General features: G+C 72.1%; 25 protein-coding genes, 1 tRNA gene and 1 pseudogene. 11 read left to right on the plus strand and 16 right to left on the minus strand.

Annotated features, from left to right (window positions below; translation table 11 throughout):
- A pseudogene (locus tag ACQUQ1_RS13750) lies at positions 1–82 on the minus strand (superoxide dismutase); the annotation flags it as partial.
- A gap of 87 nt (positions 83–169) precedes the next feature.
- Entirely contained in the window at positions 170–934 is a 765-nt protein-coding gene (locus tag ACQUQ1_RS13755; protein WP_435064878.1) for a pirin family protein, read from the minus strand.
- Positions 935–1,106: 172 nt separating this feature from the next.
- On the opposite strand from ACQUQ1_RS13755, the gene ACQUQ1_RS13760 reads away from it, so the two are divergent.
- The gene (locus ACQUQ1_RS13760; RefSeq protein ID WP_435064879.1) at positions 1,107–1,445 is read left to right on the plus strand and encodes a DUF7577 domain-containing protein; all 339 of its coding nucleotides are present in this window, start codon (positions 1,107–1,109) and stop codon (positions 1,443–1,445) included.
- A 189-nt stretch (positions 1,446–1,634) separates the two neighbouring features.
- A complete protein-coding gene (locus ACQUQ1_RS13765) occupies positions 1,635–2,255 on the plus strand; it encodes a hypothetical protein (protein ID WP_435064880.1) in 621 nt (206 codons plus the stop codon).
- 308 nt (positions 2,256–2,563) lie between these two features.
- Here ACQUQ1_RS13765 and ACQUQ1_RS13770 read toward each other — a convergent pair whose 3' ends face one another.
- The 7 genes from ACQUQ1_RS13770 to ACQUQ1_RS13800 form a co-directional block, all read right to left on the minus strand.
- A complete protein-coding gene (locus ACQUQ1_RS13770) occupies positions 2,564–3,709 on the minus strand; it encodes an ABC transporter ATP-binding protein (protein ID WP_435064881.1) in 1,146 nt (381 codons plus the stop codon).
- Between the two features lie 7 nt (positions 3,710–3,716).
- Positions 3,717–4,631: a carbohydrate ABC transporter permease gene (locus ACQUQ1_RS13775; RefSeq protein WP_435064882.1), complete on the minus strand. Its 915-nt coding sequence runs from the start codon at positions 4,629–4,631 to the stop codon at positions 3,717–3,719.
- Entirely contained in the window at positions 4,628–5,701 is a 1,074-nt protein-coding gene (locus tag ACQUQ1_RS13780) for a carbohydrate ABC transporter permease (RefSeq protein ID WP_435065036.1), read from the minus strand. The genes ACQUQ1_RS13775 and ACQUQ1_RS13780 overlap by 4 nt, the downstream gene beginning before the upstream one ends.
- Before the next feature lie 42 nt (positions 5,702–5,743).
- Positions 5,744–7,027 carry an extracellular solute-binding protein gene (locus ACQUQ1_RS13785; protein WP_435064883.1) on the minus strand — a complete coding sequence of 428 codons (1,284 nt, stop codon included), beginning with the start codon at positions 7,025–7,027 and terminating at the stop codon, positions 5,744–5,746.
- Between the two features lie 149 nt (positions 7,028–7,176).
- Positions 7,177–9,540, minus strand: a complete 2,364-nt coding sequence (locus ACQUQ1_RS13790; protein WP_435064884.1) for a DEAD/DEAH box helicase — start codon at positions 9,538–9,540, stop codon at positions 7,177–7,179.
- 73 nt (positions 9,541–9,613) lie between these two features.
- Positions 9,614–10,090, minus strand: coding sequence for an SRPBCC family protein (locus ACQUQ1_RS13795; protein ID WP_435064885.1), 477 nt, complete (start codon positions 10,088–10,090; stop codon positions 9,614–9,616).
- A gap of 98 nt (positions 10,091–10,188) precedes the next feature.
- Positions 10,189–10,728 (minus strand): restriction endonuclease, encoded by a 540-nt coding sequence (locus ACQUQ1_RS13800; RefSeq protein ID WP_435064886.1) that lies wholly within the window; start codon positions 10,726–10,728, stop codon positions 10,189–10,191.
- 198 nt (positions 10,729–10,926) lie between these two features.
- Here ACQUQ1_RS13800 and ACQUQ1_RS13805 point away from each other — a divergent pair, with 198 nt between their 5' ends.
- The 4 genes from ACQUQ1_RS13805 to ACQUQ1_RS13820 all read left to right on the plus strand — a co-directional run bounded on the left by ACQUQ1_RS13805 (position 10,927) and on the right by ACQUQ1_RS13820 (position 13,624).
- Positions 10,927–11,406, plus strand: a complete 480-nt coding sequence (locus tag ACQUQ1_RS13805) for a methylated-DNA--[protein]-cysteine S-methyltransferase (protein ID WP_435065037.1) — start codon at positions 10,927–10,929, stop codon at positions 11,404–11,406.
- Positions 11,403–11,837 (plus strand): GIY-YIG nuclease family protein, encoded by a 435-nt coding sequence (locus tag ACQUQ1_RS13810; protein WP_435064887.1) that lies wholly within the window; start codon positions 11,403–11,405, stop codon positions 11,835–11,837. Before ACQUQ1_RS13805 ends, ACQUQ1_RS13810 begins: the two co-directional genes overlap by 4 nt.
- 131 nt (positions 11,838–11,968) lie before the next feature.
- Positions 11,969–13,147, plus strand: coding sequence for a pyridoxal phosphate-dependent aminotransferase (locus tag ACQUQ1_RS13815; RefSeq protein ID WP_435064888.1), 1,179 nt, complete (start codon positions 11,969–11,971; stop codon positions 13,145–13,147).
- A gap of 153 nt (positions 13,148–13,300) precedes the next feature.
- Positions 13,301–13,624: a HalOD1 output domain-containing protein gene (locus tag ACQUQ1_RS13820; RefSeq protein ID WP_435064889.1), complete on the plus strand. Its 324-nt coding sequence runs from the start codon at positions 13,301–13,303 to the stop codon at positions 13,622–13,624.
- A 51-nt stretch (positions 13,625–13,675) separates the two neighbouring features.
- Here the strand turns inward: ACQUQ1_RS13820 and ACQUQ1_RS13825 are convergent, their stop codons facing one another.
- From ACQUQ1_RS13825 to ACQUQ1_RS13835, 3 genes are all read right to left on the minus strand, one after another.
- Positions 13,676–13,873 (minus strand): hypothetical protein, encoded by a 198-nt coding sequence (locus tag ACQUQ1_RS13825; RefSeq protein WP_435064890.1) that lies wholly within the window; start codon positions 13,871–13,873, stop codon positions 13,676–13,678.
- Between the two features lie 112 nt (positions 13,874–13,985).
- Positions 13,986–17,039, minus strand: a complete 3,054-nt coding sequence (locus tag ACQUQ1_RS13830) for an FAD-binding and (Fe-S)-binding domain-containing protein (protein ID WP_435064891.1) — start codon at positions 17,037–17,039, stop codon at positions 13,986–13,988.
- A gap of 103 nt (positions 17,040–17,142) precedes the next feature.
- Positions 17,143–17,988, minus strand: a complete 846-nt coding sequence (locus tag ACQUQ1_RS13835) for an arylamine N-acetyltransferase family protein (RefSeq protein ID WP_435064892.1) — start codon at positions 17,986–17,988, stop codon at positions 17,143–17,145.
- A gap of 207 nt (positions 17,989–18,195) precedes the next feature.
- On the opposite strand from ACQUQ1_RS13835, the gene ACQUQ1_RS13840 reads away from it, so the two are divergent.
- The 3 genes from ACQUQ1_RS13840 to ACQUQ1_RS13850 all read left to right on the plus strand — a co-directional run bounded on the left by ACQUQ1_RS13840 (position 18,196) and on the right by ACQUQ1_RS13850 (position 21,408).
- Positions 18,196–18,771 carry an LUD domain-containing protein gene (locus ACQUQ1_RS13840; protein ID WP_435064893.1) on the plus strand — a complete coding sequence of 192 codons (576 nt, stop codon included), beginning with the start codon at positions 18,196–18,198 and terminating at the stop codon, positions 18,769–18,771.
- Positions 18,764–21,010 (plus strand): LUD domain-containing protein, encoded by a 2,247-nt coding sequence (locus tag ACQUQ1_RS13845; protein WP_435064894.1) that lies wholly within the window; start codon positions 18,764–18,766, stop codon positions 21,008–21,010. Before ACQUQ1_RS13840 ends, ACQUQ1_RS13845 begins: the two co-directional genes overlap by 8 nt.
- Before the next feature lie 104 nt (positions 21,011–21,114).
- Positions 21,115–21,408 (plus strand): PRC-barrel domain-containing protein, encoded by a 294-nt coding sequence (locus ACQUQ1_RS13850; RefSeq protein ID WP_435064895.1) that lies wholly within the window; start codon positions 21,115–21,117, stop codon positions 21,406–21,408.
- A 450-nt stretch (positions 21,409–21,858) separates the two neighbouring features.
- On the opposite strand, the gene ACQUQ1_RS13855 is transcribed toward ACQUQ1_RS13850, so the two are convergent.
- The gene (locus ACQUQ1_RS13855; protein ID WP_435064896.1) at positions 21,859–23,337 is read right to left on the minus strand and encodes a DHH family phosphoesterase; all 1,479 of its coding nucleotides are present in this window, start codon (positions 23,335–23,337) and stop codon (positions 21,859–21,861) included.
- Between the two features lie 109 nt (positions 23,338–23,446).
- Here ACQUQ1_RS13855 and ACQUQ1_RS13860 point away from each other — a divergent pair.
- Positions 23,447–23,520: transfer RNA gene (locus ACQUQ1_RS13860), tRNA-Lys, on the plus strand.
- A gap of 233 nt (positions 23,521–23,753) precedes the next feature.
- On the opposite strand, the gene ACQUQ1_RS13865 is transcribed toward ACQUQ1_RS13860, so the two are convergent.
- Together ACQUQ1_RS13865 and ACQUQ1_RS13870 are read right to left on the minus strand one after the other, a co-directional pair.
- Positions 23,754–24,212 carry a pyridoxamine 5'-phosphate oxidase family protein gene (locus ACQUQ1_RS13865; protein WP_435064897.1) on the minus strand — a complete coding sequence of 153 codons (459 nt, stop codon included), beginning with the start codon at positions 24,210–24,212 and terminating at the stop codon, positions 23,754–23,756.
- 58 nt (positions 24,213–24,270) lie between these two features.
- Positions 24,271–24,714, minus strand: a complete 444-nt coding sequence (locus tag ACQUQ1_RS13870; protein ID WP_435064898.1) for an acyl-CoA thioesterase — start codon at positions 24,712–24,714, stop codon at positions 24,271–24,273.
- An 88-nt stretch (positions 24,715–24,802) separates the two neighbouring features.
- Between ACQUQ1_RS13870 and ACQUQ1_RS13875 the strand changes: the two genes are divergently transcribed.
- Positions 24,803–26,059, plus strand: coding sequence for an MFS transporter (locus ACQUQ1_RS13875; protein ID WP_435064899.1), 1,257 nt, complete (start codon positions 24,803–24,805; stop codon positions 26,057–26,059).
- Positions 26,060–26,137: 78 nt separating this feature from the next.
- Here ACQUQ1_RS13875 and ACQUQ1_RS13880 read toward each other — a convergent pair whose 3' ends face one another.
- Positions 26,138–26,644: a universal stress protein gene (locus ACQUQ1_RS13880; RefSeq protein WP_435064900.1), complete on the minus strand. Its 507-nt coding sequence runs from the start codon at positions 26,642–26,644 to the stop codon at positions 26,138–26,140.
- Positions 26,645–26,686 lie beyond the last annotated feature (42 nt).

Below are 26,686 nucleotides of genomic sequence, written 5' to 3' on the forward strand. Positions count from 1 at the left end.
GATGCCACGTCAGCACCTGCTCTGAGATGTGCGGCTCCAAGGCGTCGTACTCGTACGGTAACGGATCGAGTTCGTAGCTCATGTCGCGTTCCGTCGTTCGGTCGTCGTTCAAAAGAGCGTTCCCTGAATCGCGATTACGTAGCTCGGCTGATACGATGTCGACGCCGGCTCACAGGACGTACGGGCCGCGCTGTCGGATCGGCTCGCCGTGGGGTTCGCCGGCGACGCAGACGACGCGGAACTCCGCGGCGGTCGCCTCGTCCCCGCCGGGATCGGTGCCGTCGTCGGCGACGAGGTCGACGGGGCGAGCTTCCGTGAGCGGGAGCGCGTCGCCGACGCCGAACGGGTCGCCGTCGACGGTGCCCGCGCCGTCGACGCCGAAGACGAACCCGGACCGTCCCTCGGGCACCTCCCAGGTCCACGCGCCGTCGACGCGGGCGTCGAGGTACTCGACGGGGGTGTGGAGGTCCAGCGGCGATCCCTCGCCGACGACGGTCGTCACCGTCGCGCCGTCGCGCTCGGCGGTCGGGAGGTCGTCCGCGCCCGCGTCGGCGTAGTCCGCGTCGACCTCCTTGCGGTCGCGGGGGAGGTTCACCCACAGTTGGAGCCCGGTGCAGGCCGCGCCGTCGGCGGGGAACTCCGAGTGGCGGATGCCGCTCCCGGTCGTGATCCGCATCGCGCCCCCCTCGCGCGCGGTGTGGGCGACGCCCAGCGAGTCCTCGTGGTCCATTCCCCCCTCCAGCATGTACGAGACGATCTCGAACCCGCGGTGGGGGTGCGTCGGGAACCCCGCGTCGGGGTCGATGTAGAAGCGCTCGAACAGCACGAACGGGTCGAGGTGGTCGGGGTGCTCCTCCGTCGGGAACGCCCGCGTCGAACGCACGCCGGTGCCGTGGCGGACGCGGCCGCCCGGGATCGGGCCGGTCCCGCTCAACGCCGTGTCTCCTCCATACCCGTCGGTGACGGTCGGCCGGGAAAACGTCCGCGTCGTCGGAAGCCGTCGCGCGGGAACCGTGGGGAGAGCCGGTACCGGGACGGGGACGGGACCGGGACGGTCGAACGGACGGAACGCATTAGCCCCCGGAGTACGTATGTCAACGATAGGCATGGAACAGGTCACGCTCCTGGCCGTCATCGCGGGGCTGTTCGCCGTCCAGGTGGCGCTGGTCGTCTACGGGGCCCTGCGTCGCGGCGACCGCGGGGACCTCGGGGACCGCGTCGCGGGGGTGGACCCGACCCCCGGGGAGGCGTTCCCCTCGCGCGAGGAGGGCCCGGCCAGAGAGGGGCCGCCCGCCGGCGACGCGCCCGCCGGCCGCGTCCGGTGTCGCGCCTGCGGGACGGCGAACGACGACGCCTACCGGTTCTGTCGGGCGTGCGTCACGCCGCTGCCACGGACCGGCGGCGGTCCCACCGGGTCGGTCGTCGGCGAGCGGTCGACCCGGTGAGGCGCGCCGACACGGGCGTCCGTCGACGGCCGGTCGCCCCGCGAGCGTCGCCCGGCGGCTCCTCGGCGCCCGCCCCCGGTCGGGAGCCGGGTCGATGCGCGATACGCACGACGTAGCGACGAGATGGCAGCCAGGTAGCCACTGCGGCGACCGCCACGGTTATCAGGCCCCGTGAGAAGTCCGGCAACGATGAGTCGCGACGACCCGATCGCCTCCGCGCTCCTGTCGGACTCGACGTACGAGCGGGTGCGCCGGCAACGGTTCGGCTGGTTCAAACAGCCGGTCACGAGGAAGATCACGCTCCAGAGCTACCTGCTGCACGTCCTCGCCGGCGTGTTGCCGGTGCTGGCGCTCCTCCCCGGGGAACTCCGCGAGGCCTACTTCGCCGGGTCCGTCGCGTCGGCCGCCCCGAAGGTGGGGCTGCTCGCGTTCGTCGCCGTGGGCGTCATCGCCGCCGCCGCGACGGGGCTGGTGGCCGTGGCGGCGATCCGGCTGTACCGGGACGACGAGTTCGACGAACACACCGCCCACTCGGTGATCAACCTCGAGGACCTGTGTTCGATGGCCGGGCTCGCGACCGGCGGTATCGCGACCGTGGCGACGTACACGTTCGTCCTCATGGGGTTCGGCGGCGTCGACCTGGTGCGCGCGTGGGTCGCCTTCGGCGGCGGGAACCCCTACGCCCCCAGCGGCGTGAACCTCGACGTCGGCACCGTCGCCGTCACGGCGCTGTGTCTCGGCGTCTGGCTGCAGGTGGCCGCGGCGTACCTCCACGTCCGGGGGATGACCGAGGCCGACATCGACCTGTAGGCGGGCGCGACCGAACGGGACCGGAGCGGACCTGACCGAACCCGGACCGGCCCGCGCGCGTTCGGGTGAACGTTTTTCCGCCGGCGGCGAGCAACCCCGAGGCATGGACGGGTCCGACCGCTTCTTCCTGCTCGTGTCGCTGTTGATCTTCGCGATCATCGCCGTCGGCGTCGCCGTGAGCCTGCTGTAGCCCGTCGATCGGTCGACAAACCGCACGACTGGAGACCGAAAGGAGGGACGACACGGAGCGGAACGAGAGCGGGAGACGAGACGGACGCGCCGGCGGGCGCCGAGGCGGCGGCGCCGGCTCAGATCCGCGGTTCCGTCTCGGCGGCCTCCTCCAGCGAGCGGTTGTGCAGGGCCTCGCCGGTGGCGACGTCGAACAGGTGGATCGCGTCCTCGGGGAACCGGGCGACGACGCGCTCGCCCGCCTCGACCTGCCGCATCCCGCCGACGGTCGCCACGAACGGGTCCGTCGGGTCGGTCTCGAAGCCGAGGTAGACGGCGTTCTCGTTGCCCATCGGCTCGACGACGTCGACGACGGTCGCGAACTCGTCGCCGGCCGACGGCTCGCCCGCGAGGACCTCGACGTCCTCGGGACGGACGCCCAGCGTCACGCCGTCGGCGCCCGCCACGTCGTCGCAGACGTCCGACGAGAGCGGGTACTCGAAGCGGTCGGCGACGAGGGTGTCCCCCTCCAGCGTCGTCTCGAAGAAGTTCATCGACGGCTCGCCGATGAACCCCGCGACGAAGCGGTTGGCGGGGCGGTGGTAACACTCCAGGGGCGTCCCCGCCTGCTGGAGTTCGCCGCCGTCGAGGACGGCGATCCGGTCGCCCATCGTCATCGCCTCCGTCTGGTCGTGGGTGACGTACATCGTCGTCGTGTCCAAGTCCTCCTGGAGCCGCTGCAGTTCCGTCCGCATCTGCGAGCGGAGCTTCGCGTCGAGGTTCGACAGCGGCTCGTCCATCAGGAACACCTCGGGCTCGCGCACGATGGCGCGCCCGAGCGCGACGCGCTGCTGCTGGCCGCCCGATAGCTCCCCGGGCTTGCGGTCGAGCAGCTCCGGGATGTCGAGGAGGTCGGCCGCGTCCTCGACGCGCTCGTGGATCTCGCCGTCGGACATGTCGGTGGACTCCTCCAGCCCGAACGACATGTTCTCGCGGACGGTCATGTGCGGGTACAGCGCGTACGACTGGAACACCATCGCGATGTCCCGGTCCTGCGGCTTCTGGTCCGCGATGGACTCGTCGCCGAGGCGGATGTCCCCGCTGGTGACCGTTTCGAGCCCTGCGACCATCCGCAGGGTGGTCGACTTGCCGCAGCCGGACGGACCGACGAGGACGAGGAACTCCCCGTCTTCGATGTCGACCGTCACGTCGTCTACTGCGACGATGTCGCTGCCGTCGTCGTCGGTGAACACCTTCGTCAGGTGGTCGAGTGAGAGTTGTGCCATGGTTGTGTCAGGATGCGACCCCCTCGGCGAACTCGTCGCCGAACGCGATGTAGACGAGCAGCGTCGGGAGGGCCGCGACGAACGCGCCGGCCATCCGGAGACCGAAGTCGAGCCCCTCCAGCGACGACCCGAGACCGGCCAGCTTCAGCGTCACCGGCGCGGCCGGGCTCGACCCGGTCGAGACGATGACGAGCGCGAACAGCAGGTCGTTCCAGATCTGCGTGAACTGGTAGATGAGCACGACCGCGAACATCGGCGTCGAGAGGGGGAACACGATACGCCGGTACACGCGGCGGATGCTCGCCCCGTCGAGGCGCGCGGCCTCCATCATCTCGGTGCTCATCGAGGTGTAGTACGACCGGAACAGGACCGTACAGATCGGGATCCCGTACGCGACGTGCGTGACCGTCAGCTCGACCAGGTCGGCGTACTGGACGCTCACCGGCGTGTACGCCCACACGAACCACAACAGGTCCGCGACGTTGACGATCGAGTAGAGCCGCGACAGCGGCACCAGCACCGCCTGGTACGGGATGAACACGCCGGCGACGAACAGCAGGAGGATCGGGACCTGGTACTTCCAGTCCACGAGCGTCAGTCCGTAGGCGGCGAAACTCCCCAGCAGCGCCGACAGGAGCGTCGCCGGCACCGCGAACAGCAAGCTGTTCCCCATGCCCCGCCCCAGCACCTCCACGGCGGTCACGTAGTTGGCGAGGGAGAACCCCTCGACGAGGGGCGGGAGGTACGGGGCGGTGTTCGTGACGGCGGCGTCGGTCTTGATCGAGGTGACGAGCCCCGACTCGATCGGCGTCAGGAAGAACGCCACGAGCAGGGCCAGCGTCGCGTACAGGGCGACCCGGTAGCCGTCGATCGTGTCGAGTCGGTCCGTCGTCTCCGCGTGCGTGTGTGTATCGGTGCTCATAGGTTGTCGTTGCGGTACTGGTGGGCGAGGTACGGTCCGATGATCCCGAGCGCCATCAGGAACAGCAGCACCGCGATCGCGGAGCCGTACGCCCAGTTCGTGTTCTGGTACGCCTCACGGACCATCTTCGTGGCGAGGATGTCCGCGCCGTTCGGCGGCCTGTACCCGCCGACGAGCGAGTAGAGGAAGTCGAACGCCTTGAGCGCGAACACCATCAGCACGACCGCCGCGCTGATCGTCGCGCCCTTCAGTTGCGGGACGATGACCCGCCAGTACATCCGCGGGATCGACGCGCCGTCGACCTTCGCGGCCTCGAAGTGCGAGCGCGGGATCGCACGCAGGGCCGCCAGGTACACCACCATCGCGTACCCGCTGAACTGCCACACCAGCGCGAAGACGACCGCCCCGAGCACGAGCTGCGGGTTGCCGATGAAGTTGTACGGCCCGAGGTTCACGAGCGCGAGTAGCTGGTTCACGATCCCGTTGTTGAAGTCGTACATCCACAGCCAAAACTGCGCGGTGACGACGAACGAGAGGCTCATCGGCAACAGGTAGACCGTCCGCAGGGTGTTGTCGAACCGGACGTTCCGGTCGACGAGGATGGCGATGAGCATCCCGAACACCAGACAGATCCCGGTGAACGCGATCAGCAGGACGAACGTGTTGACCGCCGCCTGCACGACCGTCGGGTCGCCGAACGCCCGCGCGTACATCTCGAAGTCGAGCTGGGAGTAGTCGGCGCTGCCGAACCCCTCGTAGTCGGTCAGCGAGATGAGGACGTTCCAGGCGATGGCGCCGTAGACGAAGAAGCCCATCAGCAGGAACGGCGGGAGCCAGAACGGCGACGACTCGACGAAGTCCTCCCCGAAGCGGTCGTTCAGCCGTGCGATCCCCCGGCCGAGCGCGCCCGCCCCCTCGGCTGGGGTCGCGTCGGGGCCGGGCTCGTCTCCGGCTGCGGTCCCGGCGGGAACGCCGCCGTCGGTCGCCGCTCGCTCGCCCTCGGGTGCCGCTTTCCGCCCCTCCGCGTCGTCGGACCGGTCGCTCGACCGGCCGCTGACAGCCCGCCTCAATCGGTCGAAAAAGGTGCGCATTCGAGTGCTCCGTCCCGGGCGTCAGCCCTGGATCGTGGAGACGAACTCGTTCGTCGCCTTGTCCACGTTGTACGGGCCGGAGAAGTTGTTCGAGATGACGCCCTTCAGCGCCGTCAGCTTCTCCGGGACAACGGCGAGGCCGTGTGCCAGTGTCGGCGGCCGGTTGTCCGCCGAGGCGAACTGGTCCATCGTCTCCGAGAGGTACGGGCCGAACTCGCTCTTCGAGACGTCCGTCCGAGTGGGGATCGACCCCTTGAACTTGTTGAAGGCGATCTGGGCCTTCTTCGAGCCGACGAACGCCTCCCAGGTCTTGGCCGCCTCGGGCGCCGGGTTGTTCGCCGGGTAGATGAACGAGTCGAAGTGAAGGGTGTACAGTCCCTCCGTCCCCGGGAACGTCTTGAAGCCCCAGTCCTCGTTGTACGCGAAGTTCTCCTTGTTGCGGAACGCGCCGGCGGCCCAGTTGCCCTGGTGGATGAACGCCGCCTCGCCGTTCATGATCTTCTGGTTCGCCGAGGTGAACCCGATCGAGGAGGCGTCGTCGTTGATGTAGTTCTGGAGGATCGTCTTCGTCGTCTCGAACGCCGTCCGGACGGCCGACTTGCCGCCCTCGCCGTTCACCACCTTCATGTAGGTGTCGTACCCGCCCGTGGACAGCAGCACCGCGCCGACCAGCTGGAGGGTCGTCCAGGGCGCCTTCATCGCGTGCGCCATCGGCGCCTTGTCCGTCTCGCTCTTGATCGTGTCGAGCGCGTCGATCAGCGCCGAGGCGCTCGTGAGGTCGTCGGGGTTGACGCCCGCCTCCTCGACGACGGACGTGTTGTAGAACAGGCAGTTGAGCCGGTGGGAGCCGATGGGAACGGCCCGATAGGCGCCGTTGTACTTGCACAGCTCGGACGCCTCCTGGACGTGCGCGCCCTTGAGGCCGTCCTCCCAGACGCTCGTGATGTCGCCGAGGACGCCCTCGTACTTCACCAGGTTCTTGCCGGGCCAGCCGGCGAAGGAGGCGGGCGGGTTGTTGTTCGAGAGCCGGTTGGAGACGACAGTGTTGAGGTTCGTGTTGCCGCCGCCGCCGATCGGCTTGAACTCCAGGGTGATGTCCGGGTGGGCCTCCTCCCAGGCGGACGCGAGCGATTCGGCCGCCTTCGCGCCGTCGCCTCCGGTCCAGCCGTGGAGGACCTCGACCGTGGCGGAGCCGCCGCCACCGCCGCCTCCGGTACAGCCAGCGATTCCGACCATTCCGGCGGCGCCGACGCCGCCGGCGCCCTTCAGTACGTCCCGTCGAGTGGGTTCAGTGTCCTTCATCATCGTTCCTCCGTGCGTGGAGTCGCCTCACGATATTCCGAGGCGGCACTTAACCCTTTCCGATATTTACTCCGCTGCGAGTGAAAATATGGTACAACGGCCGTTGTACCAACCGAAACAGAGTGGTTCGGTGTTTCACGTGGTCGCCGGCGTCAGGTCGCCCCCGAGGGGCCGGGGACGGGTTCGTCGACGCCGGCGAGCGCGTTCGACAGGACGACCGCCTCGGGCTTCGAGAGCGGCTCGTTCGCGTTGCCGCAGTGGGGCGACTGGACGCAGGCCGGGCAGCCGTCTGCGCACTCGCAGCCGGCGATCAGCCGCGCGGTGCGCGCGAGCAGCTCGTCGGCGGTCCGGTACGCCTCGCGGGTCAGCCCGACGCCGCCGGGGTAGCCGTCGTAGATGAACACCGTCGACTGCCCCGTGTGCGGGTGGAACGGGGTGGACACGCCCCCGATGTCGGCGCGGTCGCACAGCAGGTCCAGCGGCATGAGCGAGATGGAGCCGTGCTCGGCCGCGTGGATGCCGCCGTTGAACCCGGTTTCCCCGCCGATGGCGCGCATCTCCCGCTCCACGTCCTCGGGGACGGTGTAGTACAGCGCACGCGTCCGCAACTCGGTCTCGGGCAGATCCAGCGCCCGCGATCCCATCGTCTCGCCGGTCGAGCCGTCCTTCCGCTCGAACCCGGTGATCCGCTCGGTCACGGTGATGTCCGCGAAGCGGACCTCGGTGTCCCCGCGCGCGTCGAACGGCCGGGCGCGCAGGTCCTCGTTCACGGTCACGTCCTTGTCCGTCAGGACGCGGGTGTAGTAGTCCGCCCAGGTGGGGCGCAGGCGCGCCACGTCCCGGTCGAGGTCCAGGTCGTCCACCTCGTACGTCTCGCCCTGGTGGTGATAGACGGCGCCCGGATGGGCGTCGCGTAGCGCGTCCGGGAACGACAGCGACGCGATCACGGAGTCGTCGCGGGCGTCCATGAGGTCCACCTCGCGGTCGTCGATGGTCCGGAGGCTCATCGAGTGCTGGGCGCTGCCCGGGCCGTCGTACGTCCAGCGGACGCCCCGGGAGGTGTCCATCCGCTCCAGGTCCCCGGAGGCCTCGAGCGACGACACCACGTCCGGGAAGGACTCGCCGAAGTGGGACTCGTCCTCGGGGCGGAGCCAGTTCTCGTCGGCCGCGCTGGCGACGTGGCCGGGGAGGAGTTCGCCGTTCTCGGGGTCGACCATCGCGCGTTCGGGATCGCCCTCGAACAGGTCGTCCGGATTCCCCATCAGGTACTGGTCGAGCTGGTCCTCGCCGGCGACCATGACGACCAGCGCGTCGTCGGTGCCGCGGCCGGCGCGCCCGGCCTGCTGGAACGCCGACATCCTGGTCCCGGGGTAGCCGTCGAGGATCACCGCGTCGAGGCCGCCCACGTCGACGCCCAGCTCCAGGGCGTTCGTCGACCAGACGCCGATCACGTCGCCCGAGTGCAGGCCGGCCTCGATCTCCCGGCGGCGCTCGTTCGTCAGCGACGCCTGGTACGCCTCGACCTTCCCGGCGGCGTCGTGTGCCCCCCGCTGTCGGAGCTCCGACGCCGAATCCGTCGCGTAGCGCTCGGCGGTCTGGCGCGCCCGCGTGAACACGAGCGTCTGGTACCCCTCCTGCACGAGGTCACAGAAGATCCGCTTGGTCTCGGTGTGGCTCGACCGGCGACGCCCGGACTGCCGGTCCGCCCGCTCGCCTTCGTACTCCGGGGGGTTCCACAGGAGCCAGTGGCGCGGCCCGCGGGCGGAGGTGTCCTCGTCGACGAGCGTGAACCCGGACTCCGGCCGGGCGGTCACGCGCGCGGCGTGCTCGACGGGGTTGCCGATGGTCGCCGAGCAGCAGACGAACTGCGGGTCGGCGCCGTAGCGCTCGCAGATCCGGTTCAGCCGGCGCAGCACCAGCGCGACGTGGCTGCCGAAGACGCCGCGGTAGCCGTGCACCTCGTCGATCACGACCGTCTCCAGCGACGAGAAGAACCACTCCCAGTGCTTGTACGCCCACGGGAGCAGCCCGTAGTGGAGCATGTCGGGGTTCGACAGGAGGACGGTCGGCCGGCGGTCGCGCACGTCCCGCTTCTCCGACTTGGAGAGCCGGCCGGTGTACTGGTCCACGGAGACGCGCGACCCGAAGCCGAGCCCCCGTGCCAGCTCCGAGAGCGTCTCCTCCTGGTCGGCGATGAGCGCGTTCTGCGGGGCGAGATACAGCGTCCGGCCGCCGTGGTCCATCGCCCGCTCGAACGCGGGGACGGTGTACGCCAGCGACTTCCCGCTGGCCGTCCGCGTGGCGAGCACCACGTCGTCGCCGTCGCGGACGGCCCCGACCGCCCGCGCCTGGTGCTCGTACAGGGAGTCGATGCCGTCGTCCGCGAGCGCGCTCGCGAGCCGCGGCTCCAGGTCCACGTCGGCGACGGCGGCCTCGCGGCCGGGGAGGGTCCGGCGGTCCGCGATCTGCCCCTCGTAGTAGGGGCGCGAGCGGAGCCACTCGACGGTGTCGTCCACGTCTATCTCGTCGTGGGCTCGGGGGCGCTTACGGGTTCCGGTCGATCCGGGTCCCGCGGCCGGATCTCGACGGTCACCTCCCGTCGCTCACGCCCACGCCCGCGTTCGCCCCCGCCTCGGCCTCCACCCGCTCGCGCAGCGCCTCGTTCATCGAGGCGAACCCGTCGCGGAGGCGGGCACGAAGGGACCTTGGCACGAACGTGCCGGCGACGCCGCCGAACGTCTCCGTCTGCGTGAACCGGGTCCGCGCGCCGCCGTCGAGCGGCTCCAGCAGGAAGCGGTGGGTCGCGTCGAACGACCCCGGGATCGGCGCCGCCGAGCGCCAGGCCAGCTCCCGCTCCGGGACGACCCGCGTCACCTCCGGGGCGACCAGCGCCGGCGGGACGCCCGACTGCGTGATCACGACCCGGAGCCTGCGTCCCTCCTCGGGGCGACCCTCGACGCGACGGATCAGCGGGTTCCACCGCGGGTAGGCGTCGAACGCCGTCAGCGCGCGCCACACCGCCGCCGGCGGCGCGTCGACCTCGACGCCCGCCCGGACGCTCGTCATGGCAGTCGCTTGGGGCGCGAGCCGTATGAACGTCGGTACGGCGGCGACGCGGTCCGCGCCTCGATCCGGCGGGCCCCGATCCGTCGAGGCCCGCGGGGTCAGGCGTCGGGGTCGGAGTCCGGGTCGACGCCGTCGGGGTCGTCCGTCTCCGAGGCGTCGGCGCCGGGGTCGTCACCGACGTCCTCGCTCCCCCCGTCGTCGCCGGCGCTCTCGTCGTCCTCGTCGGCCGTGTCGGGGGCGTCCTCCGCGTCGGGGAGGCCGATGCCGGCGTCGCGGGCGAGCGCGACGAGGCCGACGCCGTCGTACAGCTCGACCGGCGCCGCCCGCGCCCGGTCGGCCGCCTGTTTCGAGACCTCGTCGACGGTCGCGAGCACGGCGAATGAGAGCCCCCGCTCGGCGGCGAAGACGGCGAAGTCGTTCACGTCCTCCAGGGTGACGCGGCCGCGGCGGAGCCTGACGACCGCCCGCTCGGACGGGCCGTCCGGGCGCTCGCGCACGAGCGACAGCTCGACGGTCCCGTCGGGCGTGACCGGCGAGGCCGTCGCGTCGTACTCCGGCCAGACGCCGCCGAGGCGCTCGGCGAACGCGGCGAACTCCGCGTCGGGGAGCGCGGCCAGGCGGTCCGACGGGTGTCGCATACCGAGATGTACGTGTGGGGCGGGAAAAACGCTCCCGTCGCGCGTCGGTCGGGAGGAGAGGGGCGGTGGGACGAGACGGGACGGCATCGGACGAGGCGAGACGGGCGGGTTTCCCGGTCCGCCCCCGGAGTTGATTACCTCCCGCCCCCGAACCCCGGTATGGAACCGACGGCGACGGCGGCCGGCTACGACGACCCGGTGACCGTCGAGGTCCCCGGGGGGCGGCTCACCCTCGACGCCGCCTACGTCGGGGCCGACGCCGACGAGATCCGCCGACAGGCGCGCGAGTACCGCGAGGGGCGGCGCCGCGAGTTCGACCTCCCGGTCCGGTACCCGAACGGGTTCACCGGGCGGGTGATGGGCGCGATGGCGGCCATCCCGTACGGGGAGACGCGCACGTACGGCGAGGTCGCCGCCGACCTCGACAGCGCGCCGCAGGCGGTCGGCGCCGCCTGCGGGCGCAACCCCATCCCGCTGGTCGTGCCGTGTCACCGCGTCGTCGCCGCCGACGGCGTCGGCGGCTACTCCGCCGAGGGCGGCCCGGAACTGAAGCGCCGCCTGCTCGACCACGAGCGCAGCGGCTCCGTCCAGACGACGCTCGCGGACGCCGACGGCGACGACGACCCGGGCGACGGCGACGGCTTCGCCCCCGACGGGGGTGGCGGCTCCCGACCGTGAGCGGCGCCGGCACGTACACGCTGGTGTTCGCGGTCCCCGACCCGATCACGGTGGAGGTGGGGGCGCTCGGGGACCGTGAGCTGTCCCCGGGCGGGTACGCCTACACCGGGAGCGCGCTCGGGTCCGGGGGCTTCTCGCGGATCGACAGGCACCGCCGCGTCGCCGCCGGCGACCACGACGTTCGGCACTGGCACGTCGACCACCTCGGCGGTCACCCCGCCGTCTCGCTCGTCGGCGTCGAGCGGCTCGGCGGCGGCCGCGACGCCGAGTGCCGGGTCGCGCGGACGCTCGCGGCCGCTGGAGGCGCCGACGAGCCCGTCCCGGGGTTCGGCGCCTCCGACTGCGACTGTCCGTCGCACCTGGCCCGGTTCGACGCCGTCGACGACGCGGTGACGGCCGTCGAGTCGGCGTACGCGTCGCTTCGGGGGTAGCCCGGCGGCCCGGTCGGCGGCCGTCGACCGCGAGCGTCGACGGTTCGCGGCCGTCCACCGCGCCACGGGCAGACCGCCTCCCCCCGCGCCGCGGACGGAGCGCTTTTCCGCCGGGGCGCGAACTCGCGGGCATGTTCCCGCCGCTCGCGTACCTGCAGTGGATCGAGGGGCGCCCGGAGGCGGCCGAGCACGACCTCGGCTCCAGCGACCTCCGGCGTCGCCGCGACGCCGCCCCGGACGACCCGGTGCCGCCGAGGCTGGAGGGACTGGCGGCCCCGGCGGACGACGCCTCCCTGCGCGAGCGCGTCGCCGCCGAGTACGACCTCGACCCATCGCGGGTCCTCCCGACCGCCGGCGCGACCCACGGCGGCTTCCTCGCGGTCGCGACCGCGGCGACGCTTGCGGTGGAGCGCGACGGCGACGAGCGTGACGCGGCCGACGGCTCCGGAGCGGGGTACGGCGACGGTCCCGCGGGCGTCGTCGCGAACGGGTCTCGGCCGCGCGCGCTGGTGGAGAAGCCGGGGTACGAGCCGCTGGTGGAGACGCCGAGGGGGCTCGGCCTGCGCGTCAGGCGGTTCCGCCGGCCGGCTCCCGAGTCGCGCCTCGACGCCGACCGCGTCCGCCGGGCGGCCGCGGACCTCGCGGGGCCGCTCGCGCACGTGACCGTCACCAACCGTCACAACCCCACCGGCCGGCTGGAGACGCGGTCGCGGCTCGCGGAGACGGCGCGGGCGGTGTCGGACCTCGACGGCTACCTGCTCGTCGACGAGGTGTACGCCCCGTACACCCGCGACGACGGCGCCGGCGCGTTCGGCGGGCCGACCGCCGCGGGACTCCCGTCGACGGTCGCCGTCGGCTCGCTCACCAAGTTCCACGGCCTCGGCGACCTCCGCGTCGGCTGGCTCGTCGGCCCGGCCGAGTTCGTCGAGCGCGCCCGCCTGGTCGAACACCACGTCCCCGCGCTCGCCGGACCGAGCGCGGCCCTCGCGCGGCGGTTCTTCGCCCACCGCGACGCCCTGGTCGCGGACGCGCGCGACCACTGTCGGGCGAACCACGACCTCCTCCGCTCGTTCGTCGACGGACGCGACGACGTCTCGGGGCGCGTCGACCCCGGGTCCCCGTTCGCCTACCTGGAGCACGAGCGTGCCGACGGCGACGCGGTGGCCGAGGCCGCGTGGGACGCCGGCGTCCTCGTCGTCCCGGGGCGGTTCTTCGACCTCGACGCCGGCGTCAGGGTGTCGCTCGGTCGCGACCCCGCCCACTGCGAGGCGGCGCTCGACGCCCTCGGCTCGGTCCTCGACGACCTGTGAGTGGCGCCGGCGCGCTCGGGCGAACGAACGTCGGGTACGGCGTGGCGTCTGACTCGCGTCTGACGTGTATTTTTACTGAGTCGATACGTGCGCCATGTCAACGCCCGTCGTTGGTCCCCTCGACCGGGGCCGGCGTCGGCACTATATTCACCGATGACTCACGGAGGAACCCACCCGCAACAGCGACCGACCGAACCGATCGACGAGACCGCCGGATCCGACGTGGGTCCGCCCGACAGTTCGGACCCCGGGGCGGCCGTGGTGCGGACGGTCGCCGCCGCCGAGGGGGTCGACCCGTTCGAGCTCGACGGCTACCTCCAGGACGCCGTCGACACGGGCGCGCTGGAGACGCTCGTGACCCACGAGAGCGACCGCTGGCGGCTCGACTTCGAGTTCGCCGGCCACGACGTGGCCGTCTCGGGCGACGGCACCGTCGTGGTCGACGGCCGGGCGTTCCCGGGCGTGCTCGACGCCTGAGCCGCGTCTCCACGGCCCCCGGGACCGGGCGGCGGCCCGAGGACCAGCCGGCTACGTCGACTCCTCGTCGTCGCCGCGGTACCCCTTCGCGAAGGAGAAGCCCGCCACGAGCGCGAGCACCGCGGGCACCCCGAGGACGAAGCCGCCGACGCGGTCGGCCGGCGGGACGCCCTCGAACGCCCCCGCGACGTACAGGACGCCGAAGACGGTGAGGAAGCCGAACAGCGGGAGCGCGGTCAGCCGGTTCATACCCGACGCTGGACGCGGGCCGTGTTAACGGTGTCGCGGGACGGGACTTCGGGGCACGGCACCGGAGACGGGCGGTCGGCGTTACCGCCGCCGGCGTCGGCACGCCGCCTCCTCACCGCAGCGCCGCCGCGACCTTCTCGACCGGGTGGGGCGGGTCGCCGTCGGCGCCCTCGCGGTCGGCCAACTGCGACCGGCAGGAGGCGCCCGGGGCGGTGACCTCCTCGCCCGCGCTCTCCTCGACCTGGTCGAAGAGGATCGACGCGATGGCCGTGCTCATCGAGTAGTGCTCGGCCTCGTAGCCGAAGCTCCCGGCCATGCCGCAGCAGGTCGAGTCCAGCGGGTCGACCTCGTAGCCCGCGCGCCGGAGCACGCCGACCGCGTGGTGGTCCTTCTTGGTCGCCTTCTGGTGGCAGTGGCCGTGGTAGGTGAGCGACCCGGAGCCGGCGAGGTCCATCGCCTCGTCCAGCCGGAACGCGTCGACGTACTCCAGCACGCCGTAGCTGTTGGCGGCAACGCGCTCGGCGTCGGCCGAGTCGTGGAGGTCGAGCAGGTCCGACTGGAGCATCACGGCCTCGCTGGGCTCGACGACCACCACGTCGCGGCCGTCGGCGATCCGGGGGGCGAGGTCCTCGACCGCCTCCGCCGTCCGCTCGCGCGCCGTGTCGATGAAGCCCATGCTGTGGGCCGGCCGGCCGGTGTCCTCCACGTCCGCGAGTTCGACGCGCACGCCGGCGGCCTCCAGCACCCGGACCGCGGCCTTCCCTGCCTCGGGGTGGTTGTAGTTCGTGTACGTGTCCGGGACGAGCACGGCGACGCGCTCGGCGTCCGCCTCGGCGACGGTCGGGCCGCCGCGGGCGTCGTACCAGTCGCGCAGCGTGGTCCGACGGAACGACGGGAGGTCGCGCTCGGCGGCGATGCCGAGCAGTTTCTCACCGAGCACCCCCGAGCCGGGGAGCCTCGTCGCGAGGTTCGAGACGGGCGCGAGCGCCGACCCGACCCGCGAGACGAGGTTGATGTTCGCGAACAGGCGGTCGCGCAGGCTCGGCCCCTCGCGCTCGTGGCGCTCGTGGGCCACCTCCGCCTTCAGCTTCGCCATGTCGACGCCGCTGGGGCAGTTCCGCTTGCAGCCCTTGCAGCCGATACAGAGGTCCATCACCTCGTCCGCGAACTCCTCGGAGAACGGGTCCCCGGGGAGGTCGCCCGACATCGCCCCCCGGAGGAGGTTCGCGCGGCCGCGGGTGCTCTGTATCTCCTCCTCGGCCGCCCGGAAGGTGGGGCACATCACGCCGCCGGTCGTCGACTGGCCGCCGCGGCAGCCGCCGCAGCCGTGACACAGCTCCGTCATGCCCTGGAAGCCGTTCTCGTTGTCCCAGTTCAGCGCCGGCTCGAAGCCCGCGTCGAAGGCGTACTCGGGGTCGAATCGGAGGTGCTCGGTGAGGGAGTGGTCGCCACAGACGTTCCCGGGGTTCAGGACCCAGTCGGGGTCGAACGCCGTCTTGAGGTCGCGGAACGTGTTCCAGAGGTCGTCGCCGTACAGCTTGCGGTTCCACTGGGTGCGCGCGTGTCCGTCGCCGTGTTCGCCGGAGACGCTGCCGCCGTACTGCACGACGAGGTCGGTCGCGCCCTCGGCGATACGCTCCAGTTGCTCCATCCCCTCGAGCGACTTCGTGTTCACCAGCGGGCGGACGTGGAGCACGCCCGGCCCGGCGTGGGCGTAGAAGGAGGCGAAGGTGCCGACCTCGTCGAGCAGCTCCTGGAACCCCTCGACGTAGCCGGGGAGGTGCTCCGGGGGCACCGCGCAGTCCTCGATGAACGAGATGTGCTTCGCGTCGGAGGTCCGGCTGAGGAGGATCGGCATCCCCGCCTTGCGCATCTTCCAGAACGTGGCGCGGCGGTCGGCGTCGTGCGCCTCCAACACGTGGGTCGCGCGCGCCGGCTCGCCGGTGCTCACGGCCTCGTCGCCCGGCCCGACCTCCGTCTCCGACCCGGGACAGCGGTCCGCCGCCAGCCCCGCGACCTTCGCGCGCCCGTCGTCGTCGTCCTCGGCGTAGAACTCCACCAGCAGCACCGAGCCGGTCCCGTCCGGGAGCAGGCCGACCACGTCGCCGAACTCCGCCGTCTGCCGGGCCAGATCGAGGAACGTGTCGTCCATCACCTCGACGGCGGCGGGGTCGTGTTCGAGGATCGGGGCCACGTCCTCCATCGCGTCGATCAGCGAGTCGTAGGTGAGGAGCGCTACGGACTTCGTCGCGGGGATCTCGACCAGCGACAGCGTCGCCCGCGTGACGACCCCCAGGGTCCCCTCGCTCCCGCACAGGAGCCGCGCGAGGTTCACGACGCCCTCCTCGCCCGGGCCGTCGCCGTCCGCCCACTCCCCCCGGGCCTCCTCGACGAGCACGTCGAGGTTGTAGCCGGAGACGTTGCGCTTCATGTCCGGGTAGCGGGCCGTGACCTCGTCGCTCTCCTCGTCGAGGACCCGCACGAGTTCCGCGTAGATCCGTTCGAGGAGGTCGCCCTCGGGATCGGCCTCCGCGCGCATCTCCTCCACCTCGACCTCGCCGAACGTCTCGACGGACCCGTCCGCGAGGACGACCTCGCAGGACTCGACGTACGCGTCGGTCTTGCCGTACTTCAGCGAGTGCGACCCGGTCGAGTTGTTCCCGATCGCGCCGCCGACGGCGGACTTGTCGCGCCACGCCGGGTCGGGGCCGAACTTCAGGCCGTGCGGCTCGGCCGCCTCGTTGAGCTCGGCGACGATGCAGCCGGCGTCGACGGTCGCCTCGCGCGCCTCCGGGTCCAGATCGTGGACCTCGTCCATGTACCGGGTGAAGTCGAGGACCACCGCCTCGTTCACCGCCTGGCCCGCGAGCGACGTGCCGCCGCCGCGGGGGAGCACCGGGATCCCGTGGTCGGCACAGTAGCGCATCACCGCGGCCACGTCGTCGGTGTCGCGCGGGAGCACGACGCCGATCGGCGTCCGCTGGTACGCCGAGGCGTCGGTCGCGTACAGCTGTCGCGAGTAGGTGTCGAAGCGGACGTCGCCCTCGACCAGTTCCTCCAGGTCCGCCACGAGTCCCGGCTCCGCGACGTCGTCGGAGACGTAGTCGTAGTCGGCGTCCGCCAGGTCCGGCCCGCCGTCGGGCGGGGACGGGGCATCGGAAGACATCGAGTGGTCGGTGGTCTGCGGGGGAGTCACATAAGCCCGCGGGGAGCCGGCGAATGCGGCGGGACGCCGGGGCCGTCGCGCCGCCGCTCGCGCCGCGACGCGGTCACACGTCCGGATCCCGCGACCGTCGGGCGGGGTCGTACGCGAGCCCGAACTCCTCGCGGGCGACCGCGTCCCAGAACCCGGGCGCGACCGGATCGGTCCGCTCCTCGCCCCGCTCGACGCGGACGAGTTCGTCCGGACGGAGCTTCAGGTGCCCCTCCGTGGTCGCCCGCGACACCACAGGATCGCCGGTGAACGGCGACTCCGGCGCGGCCGTGAGGAACTCGCGGGCGGCCGCGAAGAAGGGGCGCTCGCGGGCGACGGCCCCGAACCGGTAGCGGACGGTCCACTCCCCGTCCCCCGCCCGTCGGTACTCGGTCCGGTAGTCCGCGTCCGGGCGGTCGCACTCGCGGACGCGCCACGACACGCCGGCCTCGTCGGTCAGGGGCTCGCCCGTCAGCGGCGTCGGGCGGCGCATCGTCGGCACGCCCATCCCCACGTCGGCGACGACCGGGGCGGACGCGTCGGGAAGCGAGACGAGCGTCGTCTGGTGGTTCGCCGGCGGGTGGCCGGGGTCGTCGGGGCCGTCGGCGACGCGGGCGGCGACCCTCGTCACCTCGAAGCCGAGCGAGGCCAGCAGCGTCCGGAACAGCTCGTTCAGCTCGTAACAGAAGCCGCCGCGGCCCCGCTCGCGGTCGACGACCTTCCGGTACAGCGCGTCGGGGTCGTGGTCGACCCCCTCCGGGTCGTCCGGGCGGTGTGGGTGCCCGACGACCGCCAGCGTCTCGAACGGGACCGACAGGACGTGTGCGCGCTGGAGGCGACGGAGGCCCTCGCGGTCGACCGCGACCGTCGCGGGGTCGACGCCGATCCGGGCGAGGTACCGCGTCGTACGATCGGTGTCCATGCCGGCGCGACGGCGCCCGACGGGAAAAGCGGTCCCTGAAGCGCGTTTCAGTCCGCGGGGCCTCGCGCGTTCCACGACGGGGCGCAGCGGGTCCCGCGGCGGGCCCTCACGGCTGTCGCGACGGCCGGCACGCGGTCCCGCGCGGGGGAGGCGCCCGCCCCGGACCCGACACAACAGCCAAGGGACCCCGGTACGGTACTCGGTCACATGAGCGCGGACACCCTCTCGGCGTTCGTCGCCAACGCCGAGGACCACCACGCGACCGTCCACCGGGTCGCCCCGCACGCGGTCACGGGAACCGTCGCCGACCTGATCGATCCGCCGGCGGTCGGGGTCCGGCTCCCACACGGGCTCGACTTCCCGGACGCGGTCGCGACCGACCCGACGCCGGCGGATCTGGACGCCGCGAACACGGGCGTCACGGCCGCCCGGCTCGCCATCGCCGACTACGGGACCGTCGTGCTGGAATCGGACGCCGCCGGCAGCGAGGCGGTCTCGCTGTTCCCCGAGCGCCACGTCGCCGTGGTCCGCGCGGCGGACGTCGTTCCCGGGATGCGCGAGGCGATGGCCGCCCTCGGCGACCGTCTCCGCGAGGGCGCGAGCGCGGTACTGGCCACCGGTCCCTCCGCGACCGCCGACATGGGGGATCTGGTGATCGGCGCGCACGGCCCCCGCGAGGTCGACGTCGTGCTCGTGGAGTCGGACGGCGGGGGCGGCGAGCCCGGAGCCGCGGACGCGAGGGGCGACGACGTCGCCGTGGACGGAGGGGACGCCGATGAGTAAGCCCGACTCGCGCGCGGAGACGGCCGCGCGGATCCGTCGCCTGCTCGACACCGAGGGCGACGCGGTCGCGGAGAACACCCGCGGGTTCAACCGCGGCCGCTACGAGTCGACCCGCGAGCTCTCGGACTACGAGTCGCTGAAGTCGGAGGCGCGGGCGGTCAAGGAGGACGCCATCGAGCGGCTCCCCGATCTGATCGACGACCTCCGCGAGGCGGTCGAGGCGCGCGGCGGACACCTGTACGTCGCCGACGACGCCGCCGACGCCAACGAGTACGTCCGCGAGGTGGTCGCCGGCGGGAACGTCGTCAAGAGCAAGTCGATGACGACCGAGGAGCTGGAGCTGAACGGGGCGCTGGAGGCCGACGGGGCCCACGTCACCGAGACGGATCTGGGCGAGTGGGTGCTCCAGCTGGCCGACGAGGCGCCGAGCCACATCGTCGGCCCGGCGATCCACAAGTCGCGCGAGGGGATCGCGGACCTGTTCGCGGAGCGCTTCGACCTCGACGGCGACGACCGCCCGGAGACCGCCGAGGAGCTCACCCGGTTCGCCCGCGAGAAGCTGCTGGCGGAGATCCGCGAGGCGGACGTGGGCGTCACGGGCGCGAACTTCCTCACGGCCGACTCGGGGACGGTCGCGCTCGTCACCAGCGAGGGCAACGCCCGCAAGACCGCGGTCGTGCCCGACACGCACGTCGCCGTCGCGGGCGTCGAGAAGGTGATCCCGAGCGTCGAGGACCTCGCGCCGTTCGTCGAGCTGATCGGCCGCTCCGGGACGGGCCAGGACATCACCTCGTACGTGTCGCTGCTCACGCCGCCGGTGCCGTCGCCGCCGGTGCGGTTCGGCGACCCCGACGTCGCGATGGCGGAGCCCGGGACCGCCGCCGGCGACGGCGCGACCGAGCCCCACCCCGACCGGGAGTTCCACCTCGTGCTCGTCGACAACGGCCGCCTCGCGATGCGCGAGGACGACGACCTCCGGGAGACGCTGTACTGCATCCGTTGTGGCGCCTGCTCGAACTCCTGCGGGAACTTCCAGTCGGTCGGCGGCCACGCCTTCGGCGGCGAGACGTACTCCGGCGGCATCGCCACCGGCTGGGAGGCCGGCGTCGAGGGGCTGGACACGGCCGCCGAGTTCAACGACCTCTGCACCGGCTGCACCCGCTGTGTGCCCGCCTGTCCGGTGGAGATCGACATCCCGTGGATAAACACGGTCGTCCGCGACCGGATCAACCGCGGCGCCGACCCGGGGACGTTCGACCCGCTCGTCGAGGGGCTCACGCCCGACGAGGAGCCGGCCGGCCTCGACCCGGCCAAGCGGCTGTTCGGCAACTTCGAGACGCTCGCGCGGCTCGGGAGCGCGACCGCGCCGCTGTCGAACTGGGGCGCGAACCTCGGCCCGGTCCGGGCGGCGATGGACCGCTGGCTCGGCGTCGCCCCCGAGCGCGACCTGCCGGCCTTCGAGCGCGAGACGCTCGTCGACTGGTTCGAGGACCGCGGCGGGCCCCGCGTCTCCCGGGAGATGGCCCGCAGGGAGGCGGTGCTGTACCCCGACGTCTACACGAACCACGTCGCCGTGGACCGCGGGAGGGCGGCCGTCCGGACGCTGGAGGCGCTCGGCGTCCGGGTGCGCGTCCCCGAGTCCGCAGCGGTCGGGAGCGGGCGCGCGCCGCTGTCGCAGGGGATGATCGAGACGGCGCGGGGGAAGGCCGAGCGGTGCCGCGACGCGCTGCTCCCCGAACTCGACGCCGGCCGCGACGTGGTGGTGATCGAGCCGAGCGACCTCGCGGCGTTCGAGCGGGAGTACGGGAAGCTGTTGCCCGAGTCGGACGCCGACCGGCTCGCCGAGGGCTCCTACGAGGTGCTGGAGTACGTGTTCGGCCTGCTGGAGAACGGCGCGGACCCGGGCGGCCTGACCGGCGGCGACGGCGAGCCGGTGGCGTACCACGCCCACTGCCAGCAGCGGACGCTCGACCTGGAGGCGCACACCGTCGCGGTGCTGGAGCGGCTCGGCTACGAGGTGGACACCTCCGAGACGGAGTGCTGCGGCATGGCCGGGAGCTTCGGCTACAAGTCCCAGTACTACGAGCTGTCGATGGACGTGGGCGAGCCGCTGGCCGAGCAGTTCGGCGACGCCGACCGCGTGCTGGCCTCGGGCACCTCCTGCTGTGAGCAACTGGACGCGCTCCTCGGGGAGCCGGCCGAACACCCCGTCGAGGCCATCGCGCCGACGGGGCGGTAGCGACCGGGATCGCCGCGCTCGGGGCGGGAGGCGTCCGCCCCGCGTCAGACGCGCGCGTGGCACCGAGGAACGATTTTAAGACCCGGCGTACCGATCCTCGGAGCATGAACGCAGACGCGGCGCCGCAGGAGATCACGAACCTCGTGGGGCGGGAGGTCTACTCCAACAACGGCGTGTTCGTGGGGGAAGTCGAGGACGTGCGCCTCGACCTGGATTCGCAGGCGGTCACGGGGCTGGCGCTGTCGCAGCTGAGCGACGAGCTGTTCGCCGGCCGGATCGAGCCGGGGAAGGGCGTGATGATCCCGTACCGCTGGGTGCGGGCGGTCGGCGACGTGATCCTCGTGAACGACACCATCGAGCGGCTGAAGGAGGAGAACGAGGAGGAGGCGGTCGCGTAGGCGCACGCGACCGACCCCGGACGAGTGTCCGACGCCGGCGAGCGCAGCGCGCGAGCGTGAGCCGCCTCGGGGGAGACGGCCGAGGCGGCCGCGTCCCGCCCCCCGACCCGATCCGACTCCCGGAGCGTCCGCTGCGGCGTGCGGACGGCAGTACCCGAAGCGACCGCGAGCGGGACGCGGTCGGTCCGGGGAACGGTGCTGCGTTGGTCGTGCGATTCGAGCGTGTCGGTCGTGCGATGCCGACGGTCGGCGCCGGGGCGGGACCCCCGGCGATCCGGCCTAGTTCTGATACGGTTCTCGGTCGATACGGATCTGGCGCTCGGTCGTCCTCGAGCCTGTTTCGTCGCGTTCGGCGTACCCTCCGATGACGACCACCTCCGACGTGTGTTAACTAGTGTCACGGTAGGGAAGAAGGTTTCGGCTGGCGGCAGTGTTTGCGGGTCGGGGCGCTCAGGAGCCGTTGCCGGACTCGGTGGCCCCGGACCCCGAGCCGGAGGTGCTCTCGACCCCCATCGCGTCGAACAGCTTCTTCCTGACGGCCTCCTCGGAGAGCTGGAGCAGCGTGTCGCGGTTCGACTCGGTCGTCTCGATCCCGGTGAACAGGCCGAGCGGGATCTCGGCGCTGCCCTGCTTGGAGTGACCGGCCGCCTCGCCCACGTCCGAGAAGCCGTCCCGGAGGACGTTCCCGATGTTGATGCGGATGTCCTTCGAGCGCGCCGCGAGCGTGATGGTGTCGTCGGCGATGCCGAAGACGGCGGAGGTGGTGATCCCCTCGAGGTTGAGCAGCTGTTGGGCCGCCTGCGCGAGCGCCTCGCGGTCGCGGACGAAGCCGGCGTTCGAGATGAGGTGGCTCCCCTGCACCTCGCGGTTCTGGATCGCCTCCGCGAGCACGTCCAGCGTCTCCGGGCTCATGCTCGGCGACTCCACGTCCTCCAGGGTGTCGTGGTTCGCGAACGGGTGGAGGTACGCCGCCGCCGTCAGGTCCGCGGGCGTCGTGTCGCGCTTGAAGTCGACCGTCTCCGCGCGGATCCCGTACAGCAGGGCGGTCGCGACCGTCTCGTCCGGCGAGAGGTCGAACTCCTGGAGGTACTTCGTGAGGATCGTCGAGGTGGAGGAGACGTTCTTGCGGATGTCCGTGAACGCCGCCTCGATCGGCTCCTCAGGCTCGTCGTGGTCGATGTAGATGTCGACCTCGGCGTCGACGTCCTTCCCGCCGGTCTCGGCGTAGTCGACGAGCGCGAGCGCGCCGTACTCGCCGAGCGGCTGGGCCTCGTCGCGGGCGTGGAGGTCGATGCCGAGGGTGTTGACGAACGCGCGGTTCTCCTGGTGGCCGATCTCCCCGTCGTAGAGGATGTCCGCCTCCACGTCGAACTCGGCGGCGATGGCCTGCAGCGCGACCGCCGCGGCGATGGAGTCGGGGTCGGGGTTGTCGTGCGCGAGGACGGCGAGCTTCCCGGTCGTGTTCCGGAGGATGTCGGCGAGCTGGCGGGCCTTGTACTCCAGCTCGCCCGACTCCAGCGAGCGGAGCGCGGAGTCGGCGATCACCGTCGAGGGGTTGATCACCACGTCCGCGCCCAGCTCCACGAGCTCGTCCTCGCTGACCGGATCGGACGCCCGCACGACGACGTACTGGTCCCCGCCGCTGTCGCGGATCGCGCGGACCGCCTCCTTGTTGGCGTCGACGTCCGACGAGAGGATGAGGAGCACGTCGCGGTCGGCGACCGCCTCGACGACGTCCGGGTCCGCGATGTCCTGGACCTGCGCGTTGAGGTCCTGGTCGCGCAGCGCCTCCACGCGGGACTCGTCCTTGTCGAGGATCAGCACGTCCTTCTCCTCGTCGGTCAGCTCGTCGGCGACCGCGTGGCCGACGCTGCCGCAGCCGAGAATGGCGTACGTCGACATCGAGGAGACGGTGACCCCGGTACTCATGTGACGCGGAGTCGGGACGGCCGCTACTTAAGCGGTGATGTTCGTTCACGGGGGCGCCGTCGGGGAAACGGAAGGCCTTTTAGCGTACCCACGTATCTCGGAAACGCGAGGGCTGGTAGCTCAGTCAGGGAGAGCGACGGACTCTTAATCCGTCGGTCGGGGGTTCAACTCCCTCCCAGCCCGTTTCTGAAGCGACACGTCGCGACGAGACCCGCGAGCGGAGCGAGCGGGTCGAGGAGCCGTGTCGCGGAACGGCGTCCGAGGGAGTTGAAGTAGACGGCGGCGAGCGGAGCGAGCCGACGGCGTGGTTCAACTCCCTCCCAGCCCGTTTCTGCGAGGAAGGAAGTGACGAGCGAAGCGACCCTCGTCGTCAGCGACGACGGTGGCCCGCACGGACGGTCGCCGGGATCGACGGCTCAAAACGCCGTCAGCGTCGCGGTCCGCACGTCGACCCTGACGAGTGCGCCCTCCCCATCGGCGCCGTCCGAGCCGGCGTCGTCCGCGACCGCACCCTTCCCCGTCGCGTCCGCCTCGGCCCCGGCGTCGTCCCCGTTCATCCCGTACGTCTCCGAGAGCCGTCTGTCGACCCACGCGGCCCGCTCCGGGTCGTCCACGACGCGCGCGGTGCCCAGCAGGGTCGCCTGCCAGTCCACGTTCCCGGCCCGGTCGGCCGACTCCACCGACAGCGCGACGCGGGGGTTGCGACGGAGGTTGTCGAGCTTCCGGCCGCCGGTGAACAGCCACAGCGCGTCCGATCCGTCGTCGAGGACGAACCACACCGGGGCGACGTGGGGGCGGTCGTCGACGGCGGTCGCGAGGTGTGCCGACAGCGCCACCCCGTCGAGTCGGTCGCGCAGCGACCCCGTGAGTTCCATGACCGACGGACGCGCCGGGAGGAGGTAGCGCTTGCCCCGCCCCCCGACCGGTCCCGGGTCACTCGTCGGGCTCGGCCGCGAGCGCCTCCGACCGGAGCGCCTCCCCGCGGTCGGTCTCGACCGTCAGGTCGGGCACCTCCGTGGGTCGGAGGTCCTCGTCGATGGCGACGAAGACGAACGACGCCTCGGTCGTCCGCTCGCGCTCGCCGGTCTCGGGGATCTCCCGCGAGGCCCGCAGGCGGACGCGGATCGAGGTCCGCCCCGTCGCGAAGGCGTACGACTCGATGAGGCAGGTGTCGCCGCGGGGGATCGGCCGCTCGAAGTCGAGGCGGTCGATGCTGGCGGTGACGCACGGCGACCCCGCCAGGCGCATCGCCGACATGGCGCCCACCTCGTCCATCCACTTGGCGACGTTGCCGCCGTGTGCGGTGTCGTGGTTGTTGGTGTCGTCGGGCTGGACCCGCTCGCGGTTCTCGATGTAGGTGTCGAGCAGCGTGACCATGCGACCCGTTCGATCCCCGGAGTGAAGAAGACGCGGCGCCGTCGGCCGGCTTCGACGGTCATTTGCCCCCCGCCGCGAACGCCGGGACGTGAGCGACTCCTCGACCTCTCCCCTCCAGTTCTGGACGCTGTATCTCTCGCGGTTCGCCGGCGGCTTCGGGAGCATCGCGCTGATCATCGTGCTCCCGAAGATCGCGACGGACCTCGGCATCGACGGCGTCGCGTTCGGCCTCCTGTACACGGCGTACACGCTCGCGCAGACCGCAGCGGTCGTCCCGCTGGCGTGGGCGGGCGACCGCTACGACAAGCGGCTCGTCCTCCTCGGGACGCTCGGGATCGGGGTCGCCACCTACGCGGCCTTCAGCGTCGTCTCCGACGGAACGGGCCTGCTCGCGGTGCGCGCGATGCAGGGCGTCGTCTTCACCGGGATGGGGCTGATGACGCTGGGGCTGGTCGGCGAGCTCGCGACGAGGCGGACCCGCGCGAACCGCATCGGCAAGGCCAACGCCGCCTCCTTCGCGGCCTCCATCGTCGGCGGGCTGTCGGCGGGGTTCCTCTACGACTACTTCGGCGGCTCGCGGGAACTGTTCCTCGTCATCACCGGCCTGTACGTGGTCACGTTCCTCGGGACGGCGCTGCTGCTCTCGGCCGACGAGACGCGCGTCGAGGGGTTCCCGTTCGCGGACCTCGCGGTGAACCGCCGCATCCTCACGCTCACCTCCTTCCGGGCGCAGTACTCCGTCGCCGTGACGCTCGTGCGCAACTGGATCCCGGTGTTCGCCGGCTACGCCGCCGCCAGCGGCGGGCTCGCGATGCCGGCGTTCGCCGTCTCCGTCATCACGGTCTCCGAGAAGTTCACCAACATGCTCCTCCAGCCGTTCACCGGCCGGCTGTCGGACAGCTACGGACGCTCGCTGTTCGTCTTCGCCGGCGGGGGCGCCTACGGCGTCGTCGCGGTGGCGGTGCCGTTCACCCCGCTGGTCGGCGACGCGCTCGGGCTCCCCTCGTCGCTCCCGTTCCTCGGCGCCGTCTCCGCGGCGTTCCTCCCGCTGCTGCTGTTGAACGCGGGGCTCGGGGTCGCCGACAGCTTCCGCGAGCCCGCGAGCATGGCGCTGTTCGCCGACGAGGGGAGCGACGGCGACGGCGTCGCCTCCAGCTTCGGGATCCGGGAGCTGGTGTGGCGGCCCGGCTCGGTGATCGGCCCGGTCGCCGCCGGCTGGCTCATGGGCACCGTCGGGATGGAGTGGGTGTTCTACGTCGGCGGCGGGTTCGCCGTCCTCGGGGCGCTCACGTTCCTCGGCGTCCTCCGGCGGTACCACGGCGCGAACGCGCTCGCCGAGTGGTAGGGTCGTTCGGGCCGCGGCCCCGCCGGACGCCGCGCCGACGCCGTCGAGGGCGGGGGCGGGCGCTCCGCCGGCGACGACTCACGCGACGGGCTCGCCGGTCTCGTCGACGGGGGTCTTCACCACGAGCACCGGCCGCTCGCTCGCGCGGACGACCCGCTCGGTGACGCTCCCGACGAGCATCCGGTACTCGTCGGGTCGCCGCTGGCTGCCCGCGACGATCAGGTCCGCGTCCACCTCGTCGGCGACCGCCAGGATCGTCTCCTCGGGGGTGCCGTGGCGGAGGTGCGTCTCGACGGTCACGCTCTGCTTCGCCCCCCGGTCGCGCACGTCCGCGAGGGTCTCCTCCCCGAGGTCCTCGAACCCGTACTCCGGCCCCTCGTGGCCGTCGACGTACTCGTCGCCGGGGTAGGTGGTGATGGCCGCCTCGTCGACGACGAACAGCGCGTGCAGCGTCGCCTTCCGCTCGACGGCGATGTCCAGGTCGTCGAGCAACCGGGCGCGGTCGGCCGCCAGCTCCAGCGCGTGCTCGGTCGCCCGGATCGACGCGACGCCGCCGTTCGTCGCCAGGAGGATGTCCTCGTACATACGCCGATCCGTTGCGGCGCCGGGGCGAAAAAGCCGCCCGGC

The organism is Halobaculum sp. EA56 (assembly GCF_051195075.1).
Taxonomy (GTDB): domain Archaea; phylum Halobacteriota; class Halobacteria; order Halobacteriales; family Haloferacaceae; genus Halobaculum.

Bases quoted from the DNA above. Each gene is read 5' to 3' on its own strand.
- ACQUQ1_RS13760 (WP_435064879.1), top strand. From the start codon at position 1,107: ATGGAACAGGTCACGCTCCTGGCCGTCATCGCGGGGCTGTTCGCCGTC.
- ACQUQ1_RS13765 (WP_435064880.1), top strand. From the start codon at position 1,635: ATGAGTCGCGACGACCCGATCGCCTCCGCGCTCCTGTCGGACTCGACG.
- ACQUQ1_RS13770 (WP_435064881.1), bottom strand. From the start codon at position 3,709: ATGGCACAACTCTCACTCGACCACCTGACGAAGGTGTTCACCGACGAC.
- ACQUQ1_RS13775 (WP_435064882.1), bottom strand. From the start codon at position 4,631: ATGAGCACCGATACACACACGCACGCGGAGACGACGGACCGACTCGAC.
- ACQUQ1_RS13785 (WP_435064883.1), bottom strand. From the start codon at position 7,027: ATGATGAAGGACACTGAACCCACTCGACGGGACGTACTGAAGGGCGCC.
- ACQUQ1_RS13795 (WP_435064885.1), bottom strand. From the start codon at position 10,090: ATGACGAGCGTCCGGGCGGGCGTCGAGGTCGACGCGCCGCCGGCGGCG.
- ACQUQ1_RS13800 (WP_435064886.1), bottom strand. From the start codon at position 10,728: ATGCGACACCCGTCGGACCGCCTGGCCGCGCTCCCCGACGCGGAGTTC.
- ACQUQ1_RS13815 (WP_435064888.1), top strand. From the start codon at position 11,969: ATGTTCCCGCCGCTCGCGTACCTGCAGTGGATCGAGGGGCGCCCGGAG.
- ACQUQ1_RS13820 (WP_435064889.1), top strand. From the start codon at position 13,301: ATGACTCACGGAGGAACCCACCCGCAACAGCGACCGACCGAACCGATC.
- ACQUQ1_RS13825 (WP_435064890.1), bottom strand. From the start codon at position 13,873: ATGAACCGGCTGACCGCGCTCCCGCTGTTCGGCTTCCTCACCGTCTTC.
- ACQUQ1_RS13830 (WP_435064891.1), bottom strand. From the start codon at position 17,039: ATGTCTTCCGATGCCCCGTCCCCGCCCGACGGCGGGCCGGACCTGGCG.
- ACQUQ1_RS13835 (WP_435064892.1), bottom strand. From the start codon at position 17,988: ATGGACACCGATCGTACGACGCGGTACCTCGCCCGGATCGGCGTCGAC.
- ACQUQ1_RS13840 (WP_435064893.1), top strand. From the start codon at position 18,196: ATGAGCGCGGACACCCTCTCGGCGTTCGTCGCCAACGCCGAGGACCAC.
- ACQUQ1_RS13845 (WP_435064894.1), top strand. From the start codon at position 18,764: ATGAGTAAGCCCGACTCGCGCGCGGAGACGGCCGCGCGGATCCGTCGC.
- ACQUQ1_RS13850 (WP_435064895.1), top strand. From the start codon at position 21,115: ATGAACGCAGACGCGGCGCCGCAGGAGATCACGAACCTCGTGGGGCGG.
- ACQUQ1_RS13855 (WP_435064896.1), bottom strand. From the start codon at position 23,337: ATGAGTACCGGGGTCACCGTCTCCTCGATGTCGACGTACGCCATTCTC.
- ACQUQ1_RS13865 (WP_435064897.1), bottom strand. From the start codon at position 24,212: ATGGAACTCACGGGGTCGCTGCGCGACCGACTCGACGGGGTGGCGCTG.
- ACQUQ1_RS13870 (WP_435064898.1), bottom strand. From the start codon at position 24,714: ATGGTCACGCTGCTCGACACCTACATCGAGAACCGCGAGCGGGTCCAG.
- ACQUQ1_RS13880 (WP_435064900.1), bottom strand. From the start codon at position 26,644: ATGTACGAGGACATCCTCCTGGCGACGAACGGCGGCGTCGCGTCGATC.